Genomic DNA, 16,121 nt, shown 5'->3' with positions numbered 1-16,121 from the left:
TCCGGCAGGATGGAAACCATGACTTCCAGCATGGCATTCCAACATGGCGAACCCCGGCTCCATGGCGAATACAAGGTCCCCGGCGGAAAACTCGTAGTTGTAGACCTCGACGTCGTGGACGGGCGGTTCTCGAACGTCTCGCTGAGCGGCGACTTCTTCCTCGAACCGGACGAGGCCCTGCTGGACATCAACCGGGCGCTCACGGGCCTTGCGGAAGGTTCGACGCCGGCCGAGATGTCCGCGGCAGTCACCGCCGCGCTGCCTGCCGACTCGGTCCTGTTCGGCTTTTCCGCCGACGCCGTCGCCGTTGCTGTCCGCAGGGCGCTGTCTAAGGCCAGCGGGTGGGCGGACCACCAGTGGGAGGTCATCCCGCCGTCGGTCCTTCCCACGCATCTCAACGTGGCGCTGGACGAGGTCCTCACGGAACAGGTCGGGGCCGGGCTCCGCAACCCCACTTTGCGCTTCTGGGACTGGGAGGAGCCGTCAGTGGTGATCGGCAGCTTCCAGTCTTTCCGCAACGAGGTGGATCCCGACGGCGTCGCGCGCCACGGGATCACGGTGGTCCGCCGCATCAGCGGCGGGGGAGCGATGTTCATGGAGGCCGGAAACTGCATCACCTATTCGCTCTATGTGCCACAGAGCCTCGTGGATGGCATCAGCTTTGCCGACTCCTACGCGTTCCTGGACGCGTGGGTCATGGCTGCCCTGGAAAAACTGGGCATTACTGCGTTCTACGTCCCGCTCAATGACATCGCCACCGAGCAGGGCAAGATCGGCGGTGCCGCGCAAAAGCGACTCGCCAACGGCGGCATGCTGCACCACGTCACCATGAGCTACGACATCGACGCCGACAAGATGGTCGAGGTCCTGCGCATTGGCAAGGAAAAGCTTTCCGACAAAGGCACCCGCAGCGCAAAGAAGCGCGTGGATCCACTCCGCCGGCAAACGGGCTTGGCGCGGACGGAAATCATCAAAGCCATGCAGGAGGTCTTCACCGAGCGCTACGGCGCCGCGGAATCCCGCATCCCCGACGCCGAACTGGGAACAGCCCGGGAACGGGTGCAGTCAAAGTTCGGTACCGAAGAATGGCTGCACCGTGTTCCCTAGTTACTCCGCCCGATACGCATCCACTGCCTGTTCCAGGACCGGACCGTAGAGCGGCCATGAATCGTCGGGAGCCGCCACGATGAGGACGCTGCTGCCCTTGCTGCCCGCTACGAGGCAAGCTATTTCACGGTAGCGGTTGTTGCCGACGTGGGTCACATAGCGGTCCTCCACGCAGGAACCCGTGCCTCCGCGGAAAGCCATTCCCGTTCGCTCGGCGATTTTGCCGGGTGACGAGGAGTTCTCGTCCGCCAGGTGATCGAGCCTGAAGGTGTTCCAATTGTCCAGCGACTCGCTGCCCTGCCGGGGCGTGGCGTTGAGGTATATCCGCAGCTCTCCCGTTGACGACGAGACATTCGCGGACACACTGCCGGGATCGCTTTCCGCAGGCTTGGCATCGGGTGGGACTGAAAGGACCCCCGTGCCGTCCGGAAGTTCCATGGTTTTCCACCCAGCCGGGGCCGGTGCTGGCTTGAACCACGCAAACGGTGCTTCCGCGGAGTGAACGGTGCGGGAACCAGGGCTTTGAACAGCCGAACTGCAAGCCGCCACCGTCATCATCGCAACCACCCCCAGGGAGAGCCCGGCGAACCGCCTTATTCTGTCGCGTGGCGGCGTGCTACCGGTTTCCATCGCCGTCGTCCGGTCCGCCGTTATCGTCGCCGTCGCGGTCGCCGCCATTGGGGTGCCGCGGGGGCGGCGGAACCATGTGGGGTGGCGCCGGCGCCGGGGGTGGGACGACAGCTGGCGGCGCCGGGGGAGGCGGAACGACGGCGGGCGGAACCGTTGCTGGCGGGGCCGGGGACGAAACCGCCGGCGGCGGGGTTGGCGTCGCCGTCGGGCTCGTCGACGGTGTTGCGGGAGTCGGGGTGGTGGTGCTCAGTGAAGGTGACGGCGTGCTTGGGGCGGGCGTGGTGCTCGCCGGTGGGCTGGCCGGCACCGGAGCGGCCGGCTGTCCGCCGAAGCAGCCCCCGAGCAAAAGGGTGGTGCCAAGCGCTGCTGCGGCAAGCACGGGGCGAGGAAACTTCATGGTGACCGTCCTCAAGAAAGGCCCATGCGGAGCGCCGGGCTTGCATCTAAAGACGACGCCGGCGATCCCGTTGGTTCAAGGCCAGCTCGTCAACCCCGGATCGCCGGATACTGAGTCGGCCCGGCTACGGCGCTACGGTTTCTTGTTGCGACGCGCTGGCGGCTTGGGCCGCCAGGGCGCGGAACAAATGGCTGCGCTGCTCAATCACGATGCGCCGGAGCGCCCGCGGAGCTTCCGTGTGGGCGCCAAGCCAATCGTCCGTGCGCCGAAGCACCGGATGATCTGCCGGAGCCATCCCGGCCTGCAGATCCTGGGCTGCGGGGAACAGGCCCCGGACAATCCGGCCCCCGATCTCGATGCTCCGGGATTGCCAGACATCCTCCAGGCAGTCGAAGTACGGTTCGGTGAAGCCGTCCAGGAGCCCGGACGGGGCGAGAGAGAAACCTGCGATTGTCGCGCTCAGAATCTCGTTGGAGAGCCCGGTGTCGTTAACTGCGGCATTCCATGCGGCCGTCTTGACGGCGGCATCCGGACGGGCAGCTGCGGCCACCGCATGGCCTTCGCGTCCCGCCGCGGTGTGGTCCAGGGCGAGTTCGGCATCCAGTTCCGATAGCGTGGCCGCTCCGTTGGCTGCCAGTGCTTGCCACAGGCTCCACCGGAGATCCGCATCCACCGTCAGGCCATCCACTATCACGCTTCCGGAGAGAATACCGCGGAAGAACTCGACATACGCGCCGTCATGGCGCGACAAATCCGCCAGGGTCCTTGCCCAAGCAAGCTGCTGGTCGGAACCCCGTTCGGCAGTCCGCAGCTGCATCGCGCTGGCCGCCATCAGGCTCTCCCGGACCTCCTTCCGTTGCGGAGCGGGGACGTAGCGCTCGACGGCGGTCACCGCGTTGCCCAGAACGTTCAGGAGGACGCCGATTCCTGACTCGGCAGGGGCGAAGCGTTCGACGGCGGCGACGTACAGCGCCGCGGGGGTAACGGCGTCGCGCGCTGAATCCCACAGGGCTGTCCAGCACAACGCCCGGGCCATCGGATCGCTGAGCCGGTCCAAGGAGGAACGTACCGTTGCCTCCGACTCCGCATCCAGGCGCACCTTGGCATAGCTGAGGTCGTCGTCGTTGACGAGAAGGAGGGCCGGGCGCGGCTTGCCCGCGAGTTCCTCCACCGCGGTGTCGGCGCCTTCGACGTCCAGCTCGATGCCGTCGGTGCGGAGCAATTGGCCGCCGTCGTGAAAGTTATAGAGACCGATCCTGAGCCTGTGCGGGCGGTGTTCCTGCTTGCCCGTAATGGGGTCCACGGAGTCCTGGCGCAGGGAGACTGCCTCCATGGCATCGCCGTTCCCGGAGATTTCGGCCGCAATGGTGGAGATCCCCGAGGTCTGCAGCCACTGCCGGGCCCACGTGCCAAGGTCCCGGCCCGATGCCGTGCCCAGGGCTTCGAGGAGGTCGGTCAGTGAGGTGTTGCCGTACTCGTGATCCTTGAAGTAGCGTCGCGAGCCGGCAATGAACGCCTCGAACCCGACGTAGGCCACTAACTGTTTGAGGACGGAAGCGCCCTTTGCGTAGGTAATGCCGTCGAAGTTCTGCTTGGCGGCTTCCAGGTCGGGAATGTCCGCCACGATGGGGTGGGTCGTGGGCAACTGGTCCTGCACGTAGGCCCAGGACTTGCGCTTGTTCGCGAAATTCACCCAGGCGCTGTCCCAGTCCGTGGCCTTGTCCACGCCTAGGGTGCCCATGTAGTCGGCGAAGGATTCCTTGAGCCAGAGATCGTCCCACCAGGTCATGGTCACGAGGTCTCCGAACCACATGTGGGCCATCTCGTGCATGAGGGTGTTGGCGCGGGCCTGGTACTGGGCATCGGTGGCCCGCGAGGTGAAGACGTATTTCTCGGTGAAGGTGACCAGGCCGGGATTCTCCATCGCACCAAGGTTGTACTCCGGCACGAACGCCTGATCGTACTTGCCCCACGGGTACGGATAGTCGAAGAGATCGTTGAAGAAGTCCAGGCCGTTCTTCGTCAGGCGGAAAAGCTCCGCGGCGTCGAAGGACTCTTGCATGGATGCGCGGCAATAGAGCGCCAGCGGAACCTCAAGGCGGGTTCCGTCGTCGAGCGTCTTGCTCCAGTGGTCAGTAGCGCGGAAATAGGGACCGGCGAGGACCGTGGTGATGTAGGTGGACATCCGCTTGGTGGTGGCGAAGTCCCAACGGCTCGTGGCCGGATCGCTCGTCAGTTGCGTCCGGTCGAGCTCGGCGCCGTTGGATGCCACCTGCCAGGCGGAAGGCGCCATGATGTGGAAGGTGAATTCGGCCTTCAGGTCCGGCTGTTCGAAGTTCGCGAAGACGCGGCGGGCGTCCGCCGGTTCGTATTGCGTGTAGAGGTAGCACTGCCCGTCGGCGGGATCGACGAAGCGGTGCATGCCCTCTCCGGACCGGCTGTAAAGCGCGGTTCCGGTGACCGTCACCTGGTTTTCGGCCTGGAGATTGTTGAGGTGGATCCTGTCGCCGTCCACAACCTCGGCGACGTCTAGCCCTTTTCCATTGAGGAAGACGCTATGTACGCCACCGTGGATGAAATCCAGGAACGTGGAGGAACCAGGCTGTGCGGAAAAGTTGATGACGCTGCGGCTTGTGTACCCTGGCACGCCCGCATCGGCGGCTTGGCGGACGTCAAGGGAGACATCGTAGCTGTGGGTGCTGATCAGGGCTGAACGGGTGGCGGCTTCAGCGCGCGCCAAGTTGTGATTCGACACCCAGCTATCTAATCATGAGCAAGACGGCGCCCAAGCCCAACAGTGCGATCAGGAACCAGGAGCCAAGCGCAACGAGCGCACGGCCACCATCGCGATGAACCTGTGCACGACGGCGGCAATCAGGACGAGCGCAAACCAGCCAAGGTCGAGGACATCGACCACGCTGACCTTCAAGCCCAGCAGCACGATGCCCGCCCGCATGTGGTGCTTGCCGGCGAAGTCCAGCCCCGGGCGGGCGCGTCCGGCAGCCCATGCCGCCGTGCCCGGTATATTTGCTGCTAACAAACCCAGCGCTACAGCGGCTGTCATGGCAGGGATGGGGGAAAGCAGGGCGTGGACAATGAAGGCAAGTCCAATGGCTGCCACTGCATGCAAGCGCTGAAATGCGAACCGGGTTCACACTTGGTTTCGCAACATGCAGAACGCGAAATGCGTTCGTAATCGAAAAGGTGATTGTCTGAATCCCATGTCAGAGCTATTCCGGGATTACTCCGAGGCCGCCGCCCGTTCCGGCGCCTACGACGAAATGTTCGCCCCAGGCACCATTGCCCGAAAGTCCTATGGCCAGGTAGACGGCGCACTTCGCGAGCTTTCGCTTGCCGATGTGAGCGCCCGTGCCGAGTCGATGGCGCGGACCTTCTTGGACCGGGGTGTGACCTTCGATTATGCGGGGGAGGAGAGACCCTTCCCGCTGGATATCGTGCCGAGGGTGATTCCGGCTGACGAATGGGATGTGCTTGAGCGTGGGGTCAAGCAGCGCGTCCGCGCCTTGGAGGCGTTCCTGGACGATGTCTACGGTCGGATGGCGGTGGTCGCTGACGGCGTAGTGCCGCGGGCACTGGTGACCACGAGCGCGCATTTCCACCGTGCCGTGCATGGTTTCGAGCCCGCCGGCGGCGTGCGCGTTCATGTGTCCGGTATTGACGTCGTCCGCGATGCCGCGGGCACGTTCCGGGTCCTGGAGGACAACGTCCGGGTGCCTTCGGGGGTGTCCTACGTGTTGGAGAACCGGCGGGCGATGGCGAAGGGCTTGCCGGAGGCGTTCGGGCAGCAGCCCATCCGTCCGGTCGAGGAATACCCGCGTCGTCTGCTGTCGGCGTTGCGCAAGACCGCGCCGTCGGGGGTGGACGACCCCACAGTGGTGGTGTTGACCCCTGGAGTCTTCAACAGCGCCTACTTCGAACACACGCTGTTGGCCGGGTTGATGGGTGTTGAGCTGGTCGAGGGCAGGGACCTGATCTGCCGCGGAAACCGGGTCTACATGCGCACTACCGCCGGCGAGCAGCGGGTGGACGTCATTTACAAGCGGATCGACGACGAATTCCTGGATCCGCTGCAGTTCCGCTCCGATTCCATGCTCGGCTGTCCGGGACTGGTGAACGCGGCCAGGGCAGGCGGGGTGACAATCGCGAACGCGGTGGGCAACGGTGTGGCCGATGACAAGCTGGTCTATTCCTACGTGCCGGACCTGATTCGTTACTACCTGCACGAAGAGCCGGTGATCGCCAACGTGGAGACTTTCCGGCTGGAAGAGAAGGAAGCCCGTGAGCAGGTCCTTGACCGGCTCGAGGAACTCGTGGTCAAGCCAGTGGATGGTTCGGGAGGAAAGGGCCTGGTGATCGGTCCGGATGCTTCACGGGACGAGCTGGACGCTTTGCGGAAGCGGGTGTTGGCGGATCCGCGCGGCTGGATCGCCCAGCCCGTGTTGCAGCTCTCCACCGTTCCGACCCTTTCGGGAGACCGCTTCGGCCCCCGGCACGTGGACCTGCGTCCGTTCGCGGTCAACGACGGCGACGACGTCTGGGTGCTGCCCGGCGGACTGACCCGGGTTGCGCTGAAGGAAGGCTCGCTGATCGTGAACTCTTCCCAGGGTGGCGGTTCCAAGGACACCTGGGTACTCTCGGACTCCCCGCAATTGCCCGCCGTCGAACTGCCCCGTTCCTCCATCACGGTCCGCGAACAGGTCTCGGTGTGGCCCGTCGAAAGCAACTGGCGGGACCGCCAATCGGACCAGCAGCAGTGATCCGGCACGTCATGGTGCCGGAGCAGGATACATTCATCGTCACAACGCAGGACCCGAAGGAGGCACAGCCCCATGCTGAGCCGTATTGCTGAATCCCTTTTCTGGATCGGCCGTTATGTGGAGCGGGCCGACGGAACGGCCAGGATCCTGGACGTCCATCTTGAACGCCTGAACCACCTTCCGCTCGAGGAACAACGCAGCGTGGCGCGGGAACTCCTGGCTGTCATGGGAGCGCGGCCGCAGAGTGAAGAATTCGGCTTGCCGGAGCTCCTTCACGCCCTCGCCTACGACAAGACGAGTGCCACGTCCATCGCCGGTTCGCTAGGGGCTGCGCGCGAGAATGCGCGGCGGGCACGCGAGACCGTGTCCTCCTCATTGTGGGAGAGCCTCAATACGACCTACTACGGGCTCAACCAGCACCGTAAGGACGTCGTGGGTACGTACCGCTTCTGCAACTGGGTACTGGAGCGCACCGCCATGGTCAGGGGTCTCGCAGACACCACGGTGAGCCACGACGAAAGCTGGCTTTTCCTTGTCCTCGGCCGCTCACTCGAACGAGCAGACATGACCGCGCGGATGCTGTCCACCAGGGACGTCCTCTCCGCGGGAATGTCCTGGGTGAACATGTTGCGTTGCGCCGGAGCGTACGAGTCATTCCTTCGGACCCGCCGTGCGGCCTTCGGAGACCAGCACGCCGCCGAGTTCCTCCTGCTCGACCGTTTGTTCCCGCGCTCCATTGTCTTCGCCTTGCGCGACGCCGACGAGTGCCTCGCCAAGCTGGATCCCTCCGCACAGCGGGTGGGCTTCATCAACGACGCCCGTCGGATCGTCGGCCAGGCCCGTACCTTCCTCGAGTTCCATCGCACGGACGATCTCATGTCCGAGCTGCCCGAGCATATGGACCGAGTCCAGAAGGCCGTCACGCAGGCCTCCGACGCGATTTCCCGTAAGTACTTCAATCAGGCGGATGAACTGGCCTGGGTGGGAGAAGTTTCATGACCCGGCTGAGCATCGTCCACAAGACGGCCTACAAATACAACCGCCGCGTGACCCTGTCGTACAACGAGGCACGCATGACTCCGTTGACCGATCCGCAACAGGTGGTCCTCGAATCCTCGCTGAAGATCACGCCGTCGCAGGCTGCCGTGAGCACCTACCGCGATTATTGGGGCACCCGCGTTACCGCCTTTGACATGCAGATGCCGCACGAGCGCCTCGAAGTGGTGGCCACCACCACCGTTGAGGTCCACCGGGCAGAGCGTGTGGCCCTGGACGAAGAAATTGTGGGCTGGGACGTCATTGCTTCCGACGGGATCCGGGACCAGTTCAGCGACTGGTTGCCGCAGTCGCAGCTCAGCGGTCCGGGGGAGGAAGTCCTCGGCATCATCCCCGCCGTCGTGGCCGGCAAGAACCCGCACGAGACAGCCATGGCCATTTTCGACTGGATGCGCGGCGAAATGAGCTACGTCAAAGGCACTACGGGCGTCACCACCAACGCCGAGGAAGCCTGGAACCAGCGTCAGGGAGTCTGCCAGGACCTGGCGCACCTGGCCATCGGCTCGCTCCGCAGTTGCGGCATCCCGGCGCGGTACGTGTCCGGTTACATCCATCCGCGGCCCACGGCTGAGATCGGTGAAACAGTCGCAGGCCAATCCCACGCGTGGCTCGAGTGGTGGGACGGCGAATGGCGCAGCTGGGACCCCACCAACCACAAGCCTGCCGGAGATCTCCACGTCACTGTGGCGCGGGGCCGGGACTACCGGGATGTCCCTCCTTTGAAGGGCATCCTGTCCGGCGGCGGCGGCTCGGGCCTCACCGTGACGGTCGAGATCACGCGGCTCACATAGCAGGCCCGCGGCCCTCCGCCTGGATTTTTACCAGGGGGAGGGCTTGTAGTCCTTCAGGAAGACGCCGTACTGGTCTTCGCCGTTTTCGCCCATGACGATGGGATCATAGACACGCGCCGCCCCGTCCACGAGGTCGAGGGGTGCGTGGAAGCCTTCCTCCATGAGCCGGACTTTGGTGTAATGCGGGCGTTCGTCCGTGATCCATCCGGTGTCGACGGCGGTCATCAGGATCCCGTCGCTGTCCAGCATTTCTTGTGCGCTGGTCCGCGTCATCATGTTCAACGCGGCCTTTGCCATGTTGGTATGCGGGTGCCCGGGGCCTTTGTAGGCGCGGGAGAACTGCCCCTCCATGGCTGAGACATTCACGATGTACTTCCTGCGGGCGGTGGAACGCTTCATCGCACCACGGAGCCGGCTCACCAACAGGAATGGCGCCGTGACATTGCAGAGTTGAACCTCGAGCATCTCGAGGGGATCGACTTCGTCCACCACTTGGGTCCAGCTGTTGATGGCCGCAAGGTCGGGAACCAGACCGCCGGCGTCGATCGCGGTGCCCGTCGCGATCCGCGCCAACGACGCGGAGCCCGTGGACAACGCGAGGGAGGTAATCGCATCACCGGCAAGCACCGGATGATCGGTGACGCTTTGGGTGATGGCCAACGGGTGCTTGTCGTGGGCATGGCCGAACGTGACCAGCTCCGGACCGCCGTTGGCTGCCTGAAGGGCCTCGGGCAGTGGCTCATCCTCGGCATCCACCAGGGGCTTGTACGCATTCCCCGAACGGCGGACTGTCTGGGCGGCGTTGTTGATGATGATGTCGAGCGCGCCGGCTTCGTTGAGGGAGTCCGTGAGCGCCATGACCTGTGAGGGATCCCGGAGGTCGATGCCCACAATCCTGAGCCGGTGCAACCAGTCCGCGCTGTCTTCCATGGCGGCGAAACGTCGTGCCGCGTCCTTGGGGAAGCGGGTGGTGATGGTGGTGTGCGCGCCGTCGCGGAGCAAGCGGAGGGCGATGTACATGCCGATCTTGGCGCGCCCGCCCGTGAGGAGGGCACGGCGTCCGCTGAGGTCCGTGCGGGCATCGCGCTTACTGTGGCTGAAGGCCGCACATTCCGGGCACAACTGGTGGTAGAACGCGTCTACTTGCGTGTAGTGCTGCTTGCAGATGTAGCAGGGCCTGGACCGGATGAGGTGGCCCGCGATTTCGCCCGTGGCCGAGGTAGCCAGCTTGTTCCCGCGGGTCTCGTCGTCGATCCTGTCCGGGGCTGCGGTCGCAGTCAACGCAATGACAGCACGATCGGCTTCCGCGATCTCGTCCCGCTTGGTGACCCGGCGGTGGCGCTTGACGGCCTTGAACATCTTTCCCGTGGCACGACGGATGGCGACGTAGTCCGGGTGCTCCTCGTCGTAGGCGTGGATGGTGTTCAAGACCTTGAGGCAGGCCTGGATCTCTTCAGGCGTCAAATCGGCGGGGCTCATTGGGTCAATTTTACAGGGTCGGGCACAGCAAAGCCTCCCGGGCGGCAGAGGCGGGAGGCCTGCTGTCGCCCGGGAGGCCGGGGGCTGTCCTAATTCCGGGGTTCCGGGTCAGACCTCTACCGAGGCAGCCTGGATTTTCGTGACCTGCTCAGCGGAGTCCCTGATGTCGGGGAACTTTTCGGTGGCGGCTTTGATCGCCTCCGGCACCGAGCGGCGGTGCTCGGCGGCCAGGGCGAGCTCGGAAGCGTCAGGTTCCGGTACCAGCTGGCCCTTGGCGAGTACGGTGATTCCGGATTCGGTGACCTTGAAGCCGCGGGCGCGGTCGAGGTCGGCATCCAGGCCAATGGCAGCCCCGGCAGGGACTTTCACGTTCTTGTCGATGATGGCCCGCTTGATCACTGCGCCTTCACCGACGCGCACCTTGTCCATCAGTACCGAGTCCTGGATCCTGCTGGCCGGTCCAACGTAAACATCGTTGGAGAGGACGGACCCTTCCACGATTCCTCCGGAGATCACCGAGCCGCTGGCCACGATGGAGTCCAAAGCGGTGCCGACTGTGTTGTTGTCGCCCCGGACAAACTTGGCCGGCGGCGAGATGCTCTGCCGCGTGTAGATGGGCCATTCCGAGTTGTACAGATTGAACACGGGGACCGGGGAAATCAGGTCCATGTGGGCGTCATAGAACGAATCGATGGTTCCAACGTCGCGCCAGTAGGTGCGGTCGCGGTCGGTGGAACCGGGAATGTCGTTGAGCGTGAAGTCGTAGACGCCTGCCTCACCCTGGGACACGAAGTAGGGGATGATGTCGCCGCCCATGTCGTGCTTGGTGTCCAGGCGCTCCGCATCGATGCGAAGTGCTTCCACCAGGGCGTCGGCGTCGAAGACATAGTTGCCCATGGAGGCAAGGAACTGCGAGGGATCGGCGGCGAGGCCTTCCGTTTCGGCAGGCTTTTCCACGAACGCCGAAATCTTCTGCGGATCGTTCTTGTCGACCTCGATCACGCCGAACTGGTTGGCCATGTTCAGCGGCTGGCGGACGGCCGCAACTGTGGCCTTGGCGCCGCTGGCCACGTGCTGTTGGACCATCTGCTGGAAGTCCATGCGGTAAACGTGGTCCGCGCCGACAACGACAACAATGTCGGGGTTGGCGTCGTGAATCAGGTTCAGGGACTGGTAGATGGCATTCGCGCTGCCAAGGAACCAGCTCTTGCCCACGCGCTGCTGGGCGGGAACCGAGGCCACATATCTTCCCAGCTGGGTGGACATCCGCCAGGTCTCGGAGATGTGGCGGTCAAGACTGTGCGATTTGTACTGGGTCAACACCACGATCTGGAGGTACCCGGAATTGACCAGATTCGAGAGAGCGAAATCGATCAATCGATACCCCCCCGCGAACGGCACCGCAGGTTTTGCCCTGTCTGCCGTCAATGGCATAAGGCGGTTTCCTTCGCCGCCAGCCAACACGATTGACAATACTTTCTTCAACGCCATGGTGTTTGCTCTCCCTGTACGTCTTTGTAGCCCCCGAAAAAAGCCCGGGTTGCCGGACCCTTTCACACTAGAACACATACTCCGGAAGGACTACGTTAGGTAGCGTGCGCGTAGACATTGTGACTAAAGAGTTTCCACCCGAAATCTATGGCGGGGCCGGTGTGCATGTTGCCGAGCTCAGCCGCGTCTTGGCGAAGCACGTGGATCTGCAGGTGCGTGCCTTCGGCGCGCCCCGTGATGCGGACTTCCACGGTGCAACGGTGACGTCGTATTCCACTCCGGATGATCTGGGGGCGGCAAATGCCGCCGTCCAGACCCTCGGGGTGGATTTGCGCATCGTGCCGGACATCGCCGGAGCGGACCTGGTCCATTCCCATACCTGGTACGCCAACATGGCCGGCCACCTGGCGTCGCTGTTGCATGGGATACCCCATGTGCTCAGCGCCCATAGCCTGGAGCCGTTGCGGCCGTGGAAAGCGGAGCAGCTGGGTGGTGGCTACGCGTTGTCCTCATGGGTTGAAAAGACCGCCTATGAGGCTGCCGCGGCTATCATCGCCGTCTCGGACGGCATGCGGAAGGACATCCTGCGCAGCTATCCGAACGTGGATCCCGCCAAGGTCCGGGTGGTCCACAACGGCATCGACGTCGACATGTGGCAGCCGGACGAAGGCGAAGACGCAATTCGTGCCCTCGGCATCGATCCCGCCAAGCCCAGTGTGGTCTTTGTTGGGCGCAACACCCGCCAAAAGGGCGTGCCCTACCTCCTGAAGGCTGCGGCCAGCCTGCCGGAAGATGTCCAGCTTGTGCTTTGCCTGGGCGCGGCGGACACCCCGGAACTCGCAGCGGAAACGGCCCGGCTCATCGAGGACCTGCAGGGCAAGCGCGAAGGTGTCCTGGTCATTGAACGCATGCTGCCGAGGCACGAGCTCATCCAGGTCCTCAGCCATGCCACGGCCTTCGCTTGCCCGTCGATCTACGAGCCTCTCGGCATCGTCAACCTCGAGGCCATGGCATGTGGCGCGGCCGTCGTGGCAAGTGCCACTGGCGGCATCCCCGAAGTGGTCCAGCACGGCGAAACGGGACTGCTGGTGGAGCTCGAGCAGGTCACGGACGGTACCGGAACCCCGCTGGATCCCGAAAAGTTCGTCGCAGATTTCGCCGCTGCCCTCAACGAGGTTGTGTCCGATCCTGCGCGGGCCAAGGTCATGGGTGCCGCGGGCCGCGTCCGGGCCGAGGAGCACTTCTCCTGGGAGTCGATCACCGAGACAACCCTCGAGGTCTATCGTTCAGTCCTCGCCCCCTGACCTTCCAACCTTGGATCCCAACTGACTCGCAGTTGTTGTCGTTTTGAGGGCTCATAACGACAACAAATGCGAGTCAGTTGGGAAAGAACGACGACGGCGCCGCACCCCCCAGCGGGAGTGCGGCGCCGTCGTCGTTAAAGGATTCGGCAACTGTTCACCGGCCGGTTACGGAACGATGCTAACTGGATTTCCTCCCTTTCAAAGCGAGGAGGCTCTTCTCTTCTGCGGGGGCCTGGCCGCTTGCCCGCTGCGCCCGGAAGTGGCCGCGGGCTTCGTCTTGGCGTTCCTTTTCGGCCCCCGAAGCGATGGCCGCGCGCAAGTGCTCCGGACCGTAGCCGAAGGAATCAACCAGGTCCAAGGCGTGGGGACGGATCTTGACGAGCAGCCTGTTGATGTAAGCCCCCACGGTGCGTCCGCGCTGCATGGAAAGACGGCCGTTCATGAGGTACCAGGACAGGTGCTTTTCGATGAGCGAGAGGCCAAACAGGTCCCGGAGCCATGTCAGCACCTTCAAGGTACCCGGGTCGCCGACCTTGCCGAGGGCTTCCGTGAACGCTTCCCATTGCAGGAGTTCGGCGTGGGCTTGGGCGGCTTCAATCAAATCGTCCTGATGCTGGTTGAACAAGGCGGCGCCCTGATGCTGCGGAAGCTTGTTGGCGCCCTTGAGTGCAGCGCCCACCTCCGCCACCATGGACTGCACCCGGTCCGTCAGAAGTGTGCGCTGGCCTTCTTCGTCCCGCAGGGCGAGCGCGGCTTTCTGGACTGATCCCGTGTCCGCCACGAATTGCGCTACTTGCCGCAGGCCGGTGCGGTTGATGGCGACGTCCGCGGCCTGGGCGGCCACGAAGCGGGCAAGCACGCCGAAGTCGACGTTCCGGAACTCTTTGGCGTAGTCGGCCAGGAGGCGCTTGGCGACGAGCTGGAGCAGCACGGTGTTGTCACCCTCGAAAGTGGCGTAGACGTCCAGGTCCGCGCGGAGCGAGGCGAAACGGTTCTCGATGAGGAATCCTGAGCCGCCGCAGGCCTCGCGGCACTCTTGCAGCGTGTCGAGGGCGTGCCAGGTACTCATGGGCTTGAGGGCCGCGGCGAGGGTCTCGAGGTCCTGGCGGTCGGCGTCGGTGTCGTGCCGGCCGGAAAAGACGTCGTCGAACTTCTCAAGCAACTGCTCGTGTGCGAAGCTCGCCGCAAAGGTGGTGGCAAGCCGGGTGAACAAGCGGCGCTGGTGCCGTTGGTAGTCCAGCAGGACTTCCTCGTCCGTGGGGGATGAGGCGTTGAACTGGCGCCGTTCGGCGGCGTACCGGATGGCGGTCGTCAAGGCCACCTTGCTCGCGGCGACTGCGGCGCCGTCGAGGGAGACGCGGCCCTGCACCAAGGTGCCGAGCATCGTGAAGAATCGCCGACCCGGGCTCGCGATGGGCGAGGTGTATTCGCCTTCGGGGGAGACGTTGCCGTAGCGGTTGAGCAGGTTGGTGCGGGGGACACGGACATCGGTGAAATGCAGGCGCCCGTTGTCGATGCCGTTGAGCCCGCCCTTGATGCCGTCGTCCTCGCCGCCGATTCCGGGCAAGAACTCTTTGGTGTCCGGGTCCCTTAGCTCGACATAGAACGCGTGAACGCCGTGGTTCACGTTGCGGGTCGCCAGTTGGGCGAATACGACGGCGGCGAGGCCGTCCTCGGCGGCGTTGCCGATGTAGTCCTTCCACGCGGCACGGAACGGAGTGTTGATGACGAACTCCTGGCTGGACTCGTCGTACGTGGCCGTGGTGGCAATGCTCGCAACGTCGGAGCCGTGTCCGGTTTCCGTCATGGCGAAGCAGCCGGGGATCTCCAGGCTCATGATCCCGGGCAGCCATTTGTTCTGGTGCTCGTCAGTGCCCAGGTGCATCACCGCTGAACCGAAGAGGCCCCACTGGACCCCGGCCTTGATCTGCAGTGATGGATCGGCAGTGACGAGTTCCTCGAATCCGGCGATGTTGCCGCCGTGATCGTCTGAACCGCCGAGGCTGGCGGGGAAAGCCCGGTGCACGGCGTTGTTGTCCACGAGGTACTTGAGCTGCCCGAATACACGCTTGCGGTGCTCGGTATGCGTCAAGCCTTCGATCTTGTGTACCTCGGGGCGGCCCGCGAGGTCACGTGCCGTGTGCCGGATGTGGGCCCACTTGCCGAGCAGCATTTCGCCAAGAGCCGCTACATCCACCGCAGGGGCGGGCGCAACAGGCTGCGTGGTGGCAGCCGTTCCCGCGGCCGCCCGGTTGCTGGAGGAGGTGCGGTCCACTACTTCAGTCATGGTGATTCCTTCTTTGGTTCCGAACAACGTGGGGTCATTGCTGATATTCAGGGGAGTTGATCTTGAGTTCCGGGGCGATTCCCACGCACAGCCAATCCGTGATTTGGGCCGCCATGGTTTCCTGGTCGGGCTTTGCCGCGGAGGCGGGACTACCGAGCCACCTCTCGCCGGCGTTGCGGACCAGTCCGATAGCCGCGGTGGGCCAGTAGTCGATCAATGCTTCCTTTTCCGCCCCAAGGTGTTCCCGCATGGGCCGGGCGATCATGGCACTGATCGACTCGAAGAAGTGGCCAAGGGCTCCCGAGGCGGCGATGGCGTCTTGTGCAGAGGGTTCGCCTTGCGAGAGCCGCGTGATGAACGCGTAGACGGCGGGGCTGGACTCGGCCATCTGCAGGTACGCGGAAACCATGGCGAACAGGCCTTCGCGTGGAGTCTGCGCGCTTTCTGCCGCTTCCTTCATTCGCCGTTGCATTTGTCCCAGCACTACTTCGCCCATTGCCTGCTGCAGGCCGGCTTTGTCCCCGAAATAGCGGTAGTACACCGACTTCGATGTACTGGCGGCCGTCGCGATGTCCTCCATGGAGGCCTCGCTGCCCAGCGAGTGGACAGCCTTGCGGGCGGCCTTGATGAGATCGCGCCGGCGCTCTTCGCGGTGGACCTGCCAGCGGGCGGCGCGGCCGTCGACGGCGGGAGCGTCGCTGTCCGCGGGGGGCGGGGTCCCGGCGTCGTGTTCGGCAGGAAGTCCTGGGCTGGGGATGTTCACGATACTCAGCGTATCAGGTACGCTGGGTATCAGTAACC

The 16,121-nt window shown here is 64.2% G+C and carries 12 protein-coding genes and 1 pseudogene; 5 read left to right on the top strand and 8 right to left on the bottom strand.

Features of this window, described 5'->3' with window-relative positions:
* The first annotated feature begins 9 nt into the window (after positions 1-9).
* Positions 10-1,107 (top strand): lipoate--protein ligase family protein, encoded by a 1,098-nt coding sequence (locus tag ACSKT0_RS13340; RefSeq protein ID WP_437770236.1) that lies wholly within the window; start codon positions 10-12, stop codon positions 1,105-1,107.
* Here the strand turns inward: ACSKT0_RS13340 and ACSKT0_RS13335 are convergent, their stop codons facing one another.
* The 4 genes and pseudogenes from ACSKT0_RS13335 to ACSKT0_RS13320 form a co-directional block, all read right to left on the bottom strand.
* Entirely contained in the window at positions 1,108-1,545 is a 438-nt protein-coding gene (locus ACSKT0_RS13335; RefSeq protein WP_437770235.1) for a hypothetical protein, read from the bottom strand.
* 212 nt (positions 1,546-1,757) lie between these two features.
* Positions 1,758-2,180 (bottom strand): hypothetical protein, encoded by a 423-nt coding sequence (locus ACSKT0_RS13330; protein WP_437770234.1) that lies wholly within the window; start codon positions 2,178-2,180, stop codon positions 1,758-1,760.
* Positions 2,181-2,258: 78 nt separating this feature from the next.
* On the bottom strand, positions 2,259-4,889 hold the full coding sequence (gene pepN / locus ACSKT0_RS13325) for an aminopeptidase N (RefSeq protein ID WP_437770233.1): 2,631 nt from the start codon (positions 4,887-4,889) through the stop codon (positions 2,259-2,261).
* Positions 4,890-4,994: 105 nt separating this feature from the next.
* Positions 4,995-5,198: pseudogene (locus tag ACSKT0_RS13320) on the bottom strand (putative sulfate exporter family transporter); the annotation flags it as partial.
* Between the two features lie 157 nt (positions 5,199-5,355).
* Between ACSKT0_RS13320 and ACSKT0_RS13315 the strand changes: the two are divergent.
* The 3 genes from ACSKT0_RS13315 (at position 5,356) to ACSKT0_RS13305 (ending at position 8,759) form a co-directional block, all read left to right on the top strand.
* Positions 5,356-6,912: a circularly permuted type 2 ATP-grasp protein gene (locus ACSKT0_RS13315; RefSeq protein WP_437770232.1), complete on the top strand. Its 1,557-nt coding sequence runs from the start codon at positions 5,356-5,358 to the stop codon at positions 6,910-6,912.
* A 72-nt stretch (positions 6,913-6,984) separates the two neighbouring features.
* Positions 6,985-7,911, top strand: coding sequence for an alpha-E domain-containing protein (locus ACSKT0_RS13310; protein ID WP_078108851.1), 927 nt, complete (start codon positions 6,985-6,987; stop codon positions 7,909-7,911).
* Positions 7,908-8,759, top strand: coding sequence for a transglutaminase family protein (locus ACSKT0_RS13305; protein WP_437770231.1), 852 nt, complete (start codon positions 7,908-7,910; stop codon positions 8,757-8,759). Before ACSKT0_RS13310 ends, ACSKT0_RS13305 begins: the two co-directional genes overlap by 4 nt.
* A gap of 27 nt (positions 8,760-8,786) precedes the next feature.
* Here ACSKT0_RS13305 and ACSKT0_RS13300 read toward each other — a convergent pair whose 3' ends face one another.
* On the bottom strand, positions 8,787-10,238 hold the full coding sequence (locus ACSKT0_RS13300) for an SDR family NAD(P)-dependent oxidoreductase (RefSeq protein WP_437770230.1): 1,452 nt from the start codon (positions 10,236-10,238) through the stop codon (positions 8,787-8,789).
* A gap of 108 nt (positions 10,239-10,346) precedes the next feature.
* Positions 10,347-11,729 (bottom strand): glucose-1-phosphate adenylyltransferase, encoded by a 1,383-nt coding sequence (gene glgC / locus ACSKT0_RS13295; protein ID WP_437770229.1) that lies wholly within the window; start codon positions 11,727-11,729, stop codon positions 10,347-10,349.
* A 104-nt stretch (positions 11,730-11,833) separates the two neighbouring features.
* Here glgC and glgA point away from each other — a divergent pair, with 104 nt between their 5' ends.
* On the top strand, positions 11,834-13,033 hold the full coding sequence (gene glgA, locus ACSKT0_RS13290) for a glycogen synthase (RefSeq protein ID WP_345451810.1): 1,200 nt from the start codon (positions 11,834-11,836) through the stop codon (positions 13,031-13,033).
* 178 nt (positions 13,034-13,211) lie between these two features.
* On the opposite strand, the gene ACSKT0_RS13285 is transcribed toward glgA, so the two are convergent.
* Entirely contained in the window at positions 13,212-15,320 is a 2,109-nt protein-coding gene (locus tag ACSKT0_RS13285) for an acyl-CoA dehydrogenase family protein (RefSeq protein WP_437770228.1), read from the bottom strand.
* A gap of 34 nt (positions 15,321-15,354) precedes the next feature.
* A complete protein-coding gene (locus tag ACSKT0_RS13280; RefSeq protein ID WP_437770227.1) occupies positions 15,355-16,083 on the bottom strand; it encodes a TetR family transcriptional regulator in 729 nt (242 codons plus the stop codon).
* Positions 16,084-16,121: the final 38 nt, after the last annotated feature.

It is taken from the genome of Arthrobacter sp. KNU40, assembly GCF_051515115.1.
Lineage (GTDB): Bacteria > Actinomycetota > Actinomycetes > Actinomycetales > Micrococcaceae > Arthrobacter.
The sequence above is the reverse complement of the archived record's forward strand: the minus strand, read 5'-3'. Positions and strand labels throughout refer to the sequence as shown.

Excerpts from the sequence above, each read along its gene's own strand:
- ACSKT0_RS13285 (WP_437770228.1), bottom strand. The coding sequence starts at position 15,320 with ATGACTGAAGTAGTGGACCGCACCTCCTCCAGCAACCGGGCGGCCGCG.
- glgC (WP_437770229.1), bottom strand. The coding sequence starts at position 11,729 with ATGGCGTTGAAGAAAGTATTGTCAATCGTGTTGGCTGGCGGCGAAGGA.
- ACSKT0_RS13335 (WP_437770235.1), bottom strand. The coding sequence starts at position 1,545 with ATGGAACTTCCGGACGGCACGGGGGTCCTTTCAGTCCCACCCGATGCC.
- ACSKT0_RS13305 (WP_437770231.1), top strand. The coding sequence starts at position 7,908 with ATGACCCGGCTGAGCATCGTCCACAAGACGGCCTACAAATACAACCGC.
- ACSKT0_RS13315 (WP_437770232.1), top strand. The coding sequence starts at position 5,356 with ATGTCAGAGCTATTCCGGGATTACTCCGAGGCCGCCGCCCGTTCCGGC.
- ACSKT0_RS13340 (WP_437770236.1), top strand. The coding sequence starts at position 10 with ATGGAAACCATGACTTCCAGCATGGCATTCCAACATGGCGAACCCCGG.
- ACSKT0_RS13330 (WP_437770234.1), bottom strand. The coding sequence starts at position 2,180 with ATGCAAGCCCGGCGCTCCGCATGGGCCTTTCTTGAGGACGGTCACCAT.
- ACSKT0_RS13310 (WP_078108851.1), top strand. The coding sequence starts at position 6,985 with ATGCTGAGCCGTATTGCTGAATCCCTTTTCTGGATCGGCCGTTATGTG.
- ACSKT0_RS13300 (WP_437770230.1), bottom strand. The coding sequence starts at position 10,238 with ATGAGCCCCGCCGATTTGACGCCTGAAGAGATCCAGGCCTGCCTCAAG.